The following is a 6,000-nucleotide window of genomic DNA, read 5'->3' as shown; positions in this document are numbered from 1 at the left end:
GTCTCAATGGCTTCAAACCAAGCCGTTACCAGCTTCGCCTGCATCGATAGGCTACCGTTGAGGGAACAACGAGTTTCACTTCCTTTTTTTCAAGGTGAAACAATAACGGATGTGACTTCACGTCGCAGGTAATGGATATAATTCAAGTGGGCTTGAAAATCTGCTTCATCCCGTATCAGATGTTCCCAATAGCGCGCTGCCACTTGTATCCTTTGGGTAAGCATCGTAGCCCATATGCAGCGCAGCGGAATACGGGAATTCAGGTTGACCCCACCCCGGATTCCGCAAAACTCCATCCAGGCTACTTGCTGCCTATGTTGAAGACAAGCGCGACAGTGATCAAACCACGATAAATGTTGCCAAACATTTATCGTTGGGTTAACGTTAGCCTTCAGTTTATCAACTATTTAAGGTAAAGAGGAGGCAAGGATGAAACAACGCAAGAGTCGATGGTTAGCTAAAACCATGTTGTCAGTTTCCTTAATGTCCTTTTGTTCTATTAGTCTTGCAAAGGTTGAAAAGCAAGAAAATGAACAAATCCGTGATGGGGGTATAGCTTCGTTCTACAGTGACAAACTCCATGGTCGAGCCACGACAAGCGGCGAAACTTATGACAAATATGAGATGACGGCCGCTCATAAATCATTGCCCATGGGTACACGGTTACGTGTGACGAACCTTAAAAACAATCGCAGCGTGATTGTTAAAGTCAATGATCGTCTGCGGCGCCCTAATAAACATATCGTTGACTTGTCAAAAAAAGCCGCTAAAGAACTCGGTTTCGTTCATGCCGGACTCACCAAAGTAAGAATTGAAATCCTAGCATCGTAGCCCGTATGCAGCGAAGCGCAACCCGGGATTGATAGCCTTTATACCCCGGATTCCATTTCATCCGGGCTACGCTGGCTAACCAAGCCTGCGCGACTCAAGAACTCCGAAAAGCTATTTTCCTATAGTCTGGTAGGTCAGGGTGCGCGTAGCGTTCCCTGACAAATACGAAGACCGAGGCTTGGAAATGTCACGGTAACCCCTGCCGTGGCCACCTGATTTACGGACCATGATTGATGGCTGGATGGGCCGCAAAACATACAGCTCGGCAATCAACGATAAACGTCCGAGCCTGGTCGGCCCTTCCGCGAAACGATCAAAACAGGTTGAGCGATAGTATTTTTGCCGGGATTCGCCCAGCATGCTAAATGTAGCGTACTTTAATGCATGCGGTTTATTCTGGAATGCGGTGGTGCTGCGGAACGGCATCAAGTGTATAGTCCTTACCTTCTCTGATTCGCGCAAGGCAGCGTCGGTGTGACGCTTGCGGAGTTACCTCGGGCTGCCACTGAGTTTCATGTATAGTTAGATCAAGGGGGTAACTATGTCATTCGGTTTGAGTCAGCAGCGCAGTAGCGTTGCGTTCGACATGACAACTGGCGCCGAAGTCAGTTTTGATGTCGAAAATGCAAGCTGCATTCTCGACATACACTCCAACATATCGATGAACATGGCCGAATTCGGACTCCCGGAGTTCCTTACTCATGGTAATTTCAGTAAGTGGGTGAGTCTTGATGCCAACGAAGGCGTCGCGGTGACGGGCTTAACCAGTTGCGGCGCCGTTTTTATCGCAAACAAGGATTTCAGCAGGGTTGCCGCCGGCCATATGAGCGGCGACGCACGGTTTGTTAAAGACTGGTGCAACAAGCTCTCTAACAGTAATTCAAACGTTCAACCGCACTTCATACTTTGGGGAACCGGCCCGACCGGGAGTCGCAAGACAGGTGGCAAGGTTCTGATGGAGTATATGCGGTACTTCGGGATTTCGCCGTCACGAGCGCCTGCTGTCGCATCATGCGGGGCTATTTTCCTGGTGCGCTCTCAACGCGGAGTGGCCTACGCATCTAACACTATCGCCATTCCGTTTAAGCGCAGAGGTCAGGCTGTCCGGGAATTTAAAATGCCGACACAAGAAGAGTCCGCGGTGAGGGATTACTTCAATCTGGAGACTTTCAATTCCCAAAGTTTGCCTGACCAATTAATGCTGATCCAGGCAATCGCCAGATTGGTCAACCACGAAAACATTCCGCTTGCGTTTGACGAAGAGAGTCAAAAAAAACTCATTTCATTACACGGGAAAGTAGTTACCAAAGCATACCTCGAATTGGTACCCGTTTTACTTAAGAGTCGTTTCTTGCAATTCGAAATCTTCAAACTCTACCCGGATTGGAAACACTGAATACTAGCTCTACATGCCAAACGGTGGTTATTAACGGTCCGCTTTGGAATTTATTGTGTTGAATAGTCCGGTAGGGTGGGCACGGTTTTTGTGCCCACCCAAATCAAAGTAAGCGCTCTAAATCGGTGCGCAGAAAAGCGTTGCCCACCCAAGCTGTCAATGTGTTTGTGCATTGCAATACCCAATTCGGTGGGTCAGGGTGCGCGGCGCGTTCCCTGACTGATTCGAAGACCAAGGCCGGGAAATATCATGTCACCATTGTAGCGGCACAGTCGATCGACAAAACCGGGCAAACGGCGACGGTTTTTGATAACAACGGATAAGTTTTCGGCCATTACGAGCGCCGTTTTTGTGAAGGAGTCGTGTTTTTCTGAATGGGCTAACGGGGCCTGTCTGTGAATTCTATTAGCGCTTAATTCGCTTGATAGCTTTTTAGTATGCCGTCGCGTATAAACAAATCCTACATTTACCATAGAGCAAATGGGTACTTACGCTTATGGATATACTCTGGATTTTATGTGCCTCCATGCTTGTATTTGTCATGCAGGCAGGATTTCTCTGTTTAGAAAGCGGATTAGTCAGAAGTAAAAATAGCATTAACGTTGCTGCGAAAAATATCAGCGACTTTGTTGTTTCCAGCACCATCTTTTGGGCTGTCGGTTTTGCCATAATGTTTGGAGATAGCTTTTCCGGTTTATTCGGCACGTCCTACTTTTTTTTTGGCCAGGATGCCAGTCCTTTACTTATCACTACATTTTTATTTCAAATGATGTTTTGCGGCACCGCCGCGACATTGGTTTCCGGCGCCATAGCCGAGCGCATGACATACAGCGGTTACCTTCTGTTGACGATAGTGATCACGCTGATGATTTATCCCTGGATAGGACATTGGGCATGGGCAGGCATCATTTCCGGCAAGGCGATCGGCTGGCTGGAATTGTTGGGCTTTGTTGACTTTGCCGGCTCCACCGTTGTTCATTCAGTCGGCGGTTGGGTGGCTTTAGCCGCCATTCTGATTATAGGTCCACGTATTGGACGCTACGATGTGGGTAGACGTATTCCAGGCAGTAATTTACCAATGGCGATTTTAGGCGGTATGTTGATTTGGTTCGGATGGTTCGGCTTTAATGGCGGTAGCACCTTGGGTTGGACTGATGCCGTACCTTCGATTTTGTTGAATACTTGTCTCGCCGCCTGCTGGGGCGGCATTGCGGCTACCTCGCTAAAATATATCTCGGACGGTTATATAGACGTGGTGCATATTATGAACGGCGTGTTAGGCGGCTTGGTTGCGATTACAGCCAACTGCCATGCCGTCACCGTCAGCTCCGCGCTTGTGATTGGTGTTATCGCCGGCGTCATCGTTTTTTATGGTGAACGCTGGATGGAGCGCCGGAAAATCGATGATGCTATCGGTGTGGTTCCTGTTCATTTATTTGCCGGAATATGGGGCACCCTTGCCGTGGCATTATTCGGCGATGCCGAAAAATTAGGCACCGGCTTATCCGCATTAGAGCAATTACAGGCGCAAATAATAGGTATCGTCGCTATCGGTGCATATAGCTTCATCACGGCGTTTGTTGCATTGCGGTTAATCAATCATTTTCATCCCTTGCGGGTTACGGAAAAATCGGAACTGATCGGTCTCAATGTCGCTGAACATCAGGTGACAACAGAAGTGTTCGATTTATTATCCGCAATGAATCACCAGCAGCAGCAAGCCGATTTTTCCCAGCAGGTTCCCGTTGAGCCTTTCACGGAAATCGGCCAAATCGCTCAACAATATAATCGCGTTATCGATAAGGTGAATGAAGAAATTCAACAACGGGATGAAGCATTTTTTGCCTTTAAACAAAGCGAGTATCGTAAAGGCGCAATCCTGGACGCGGCAATGGATTGTATCGTCAGCATCAATAATCGCGGCGAAGTTCAGGAATTTAATCCAGCCGCTGAACAATGCTTTGGCGTGAGTCTCAAACAGGTATTAAATCGTAACTTTTTCACGGCCTTTATGGCGGAAAAATCAAGAAAAATGGCATTACAAAGTCTGGCACAAGGTTTTACGGTCAGTGAAGATCTGGTGCTAAGGCGGCGCAATGTGACAGAGCTAACCCGCTATGATGGTCAATGTTTCCCCGCCGAAGTTGTTGTCACCCAAACCAGTGATATAAAAGATAAAAACACTGAATACACCCTGCATATCCGTGATATTACCCAGCAAATTAAATTACAGAACCGTCTGAAATTATTAGCTTATAACGACCCGTTAACCGGCCTTTATAACCGTACCTATTTCATGGGCAACCTTGAACACCGCATTAATTTTCATCGCAAAACCTCAGGGACGGTGGTGCTAATGTTCTTGGATTTAGATCAGTTTAAAAAAATTAATGACACTTTGGGGCACAAAGCGGGCGATGAGTTGCTTTGCGCGGTTGCGGCACGGTTAACCGAAGTAACGCGTGAACACGATCTTGTGGGGCGTTGGGGCGGCGATGAGTTTGTGGTGGTATTGTCGGGCGAGTTGACTGAAAAAAATGCAACCAACAAAGCGCAACAAATTCTCGACGTCATGCGTAAGCCGGTCCATTTAACCGGTAATACCTTAACCGTGCTGACCAGCATCGGCGTCGCGATATCGGATAACGGCTGTATTAATGCGGATCGTTTGTTGCAACATGCCGATTTAGCGATGTATCAGGCTAAGGAAGCGGGGCGTAATATCTATCGGATTTTTACCAGTGATATGGAAATAACGGCACAGCAACAATTTCATTATGAAACCGCGCTGGCAAATGCAATCAAAGACCATCAATTTTTCTTGCAATATCAACCAAAAGTCTCATGCGAAACCAATGAAGTGGTTGGTTTTGAAGCCCTGATTCGTTGGCAACATCCCGCTTATGGCTTGATTTCACCCGCTGAATTTATTCCAATTTTTGAGAAATCGAATTCAATTATCGATGTGGGCGAGTGGGTGTTATCGGAAACCGCTCGTCAATTAGCCGAGTGGAGACAACAAGGTTTGCCGCTGTTGCCGATTGCGGTGAACATTTCAGGTCGACATTTGCACGATAAATCCTTAGTACCTTTTGTAGAACATATCGCGCAAAAATACGCTATTCGTAGCAATCTATTGGAACTTGAAATTACTGAAGGTGTTCTGACGGGTAATACGGAACAAAGTATTGCCGCAATGAAAGAACTCAAGGCAACCCATATCAAATTATCCATTGATGACTTTGGCACCGGCTATTCTTCGCTAAGTTATCTAAAGAAATTTCCTATCGATATACTTAAAATCGATCGTTCATTTATCAGCGAGTGCGATTCGCATAAAGATGACGCCGCGATATGTATTGCCATCATCACCTTAGCTAAAAGTTTAGGCTTACAAATTGTTGCTGAAGGGGTAGAAACCGCCGAGCAACTTGCCTTCCTAAAACAACATGAATGTGATGTTTACCAAGGCTTTTATTTCAGCCGAGCAATTTCGGCTGAACAAATTCCGACCTTACTCGCTTCTGTGAATAACCCATCTACCTCATTGATTGCCTGCTAATTTGACCGACGCGACGCGGCATCAGCGAAATCATACGGGGGTTCCGTACTTGCGTGTAGAACGGGACGCAATCTCACGCCAGTGCGTTTGTTTGCAGGCGTGGATAGGAGTGTCTGCGCGTAAATATTGACAAGGCCCTAGCTGAGGTAGGGGCATGTATTGTGTGCCCAGGCGGAATTTAGAAGCTTGCTTTACAATGCTTGGCGAATCA

3 protein-coding genes are annotated in these 6,000 nt (G+C 47.0%); all 3 read left to right on the top strand.

Annotation, left to right across the window (positions count from 1 at the left end; all coding sequences use genetic code 11):
- Window positions 1-429 precede the first annotated feature (429 nt).
- The 3 genes from M0R33_RS01310 to amt all read left to right on the top strand — a co-directional run bounded on the left by M0R33_RS01310 (window position 430) and on the right by amt (window position 5,789).
- Window positions 430-831: a septal ring lytic transglycosylase RlpA family protein gene (locus M0R33_RS01310; protein WP_292563869.1), complete on the top strand. Its 402-nt coding sequence runs from the start codon at window positions 430-432 to the stop codon at window positions 829-831.
- A 541-nt stretch (window positions 832-1,372) separates the two neighbouring features.
- Entirely contained in the window at window positions 1,373-2,227 is an 855-nt protein-coding gene (locus tag M0R33_RS01305; RefSeq protein WP_292563866.1) for a hypothetical protein, read from the top strand.
- A 496-nt stretch (window positions 2,228-2,723) separates the two neighbouring features.
- Window positions 2,724-5,789: an ammonium transporter gene (amt, locus tag M0R33_RS01300; RefSeq protein WP_292563864.1), complete on the top strand. Its 3,066-nt coding sequence runs from the start codon at window positions 2,724-2,726 to the stop codon at window positions 5,787-5,789.
- The last annotated feature ends 211 nt before the right edge of the window (window positions 5,790-6,000 follow it).

It is taken from the genome of Methylomonas sp. (assembly GCF_023228165.1).
Taxonomy (GTDB): domain Bacteria; phylum Pseudomonadota; class Gammaproteobacteria; order Methylococcales; family Methylomonadaceae; genus Methylomonas.
This window is presented reverse-complemented; position numbering and strand designations above follow the sequence as displayed.

Excerpts from the sequence above, each read along its gene's own strand:
- M0R33_RS01305 (WP_292563866.1), top strand. The coding sequence starts at position 1,373 with ATGTCATTCGGTTTGAGTCAGCAGCGCAGTAGCGTTGCGTTCGACATG.
- amt (WP_292563864.1), top strand. The coding sequence starts at position 2,724 with ATGGATATACTCTGGATTTTATGTGCCTCCATGCTTGTATTTGTCATG.
- M0R33_RS01310 (WP_292563869.1), top strand. The coding sequence starts at position 430 with ATGAAACAACGCAAGAGTCGATGGTTAGCTAAAACCATGTTGTCAGTT.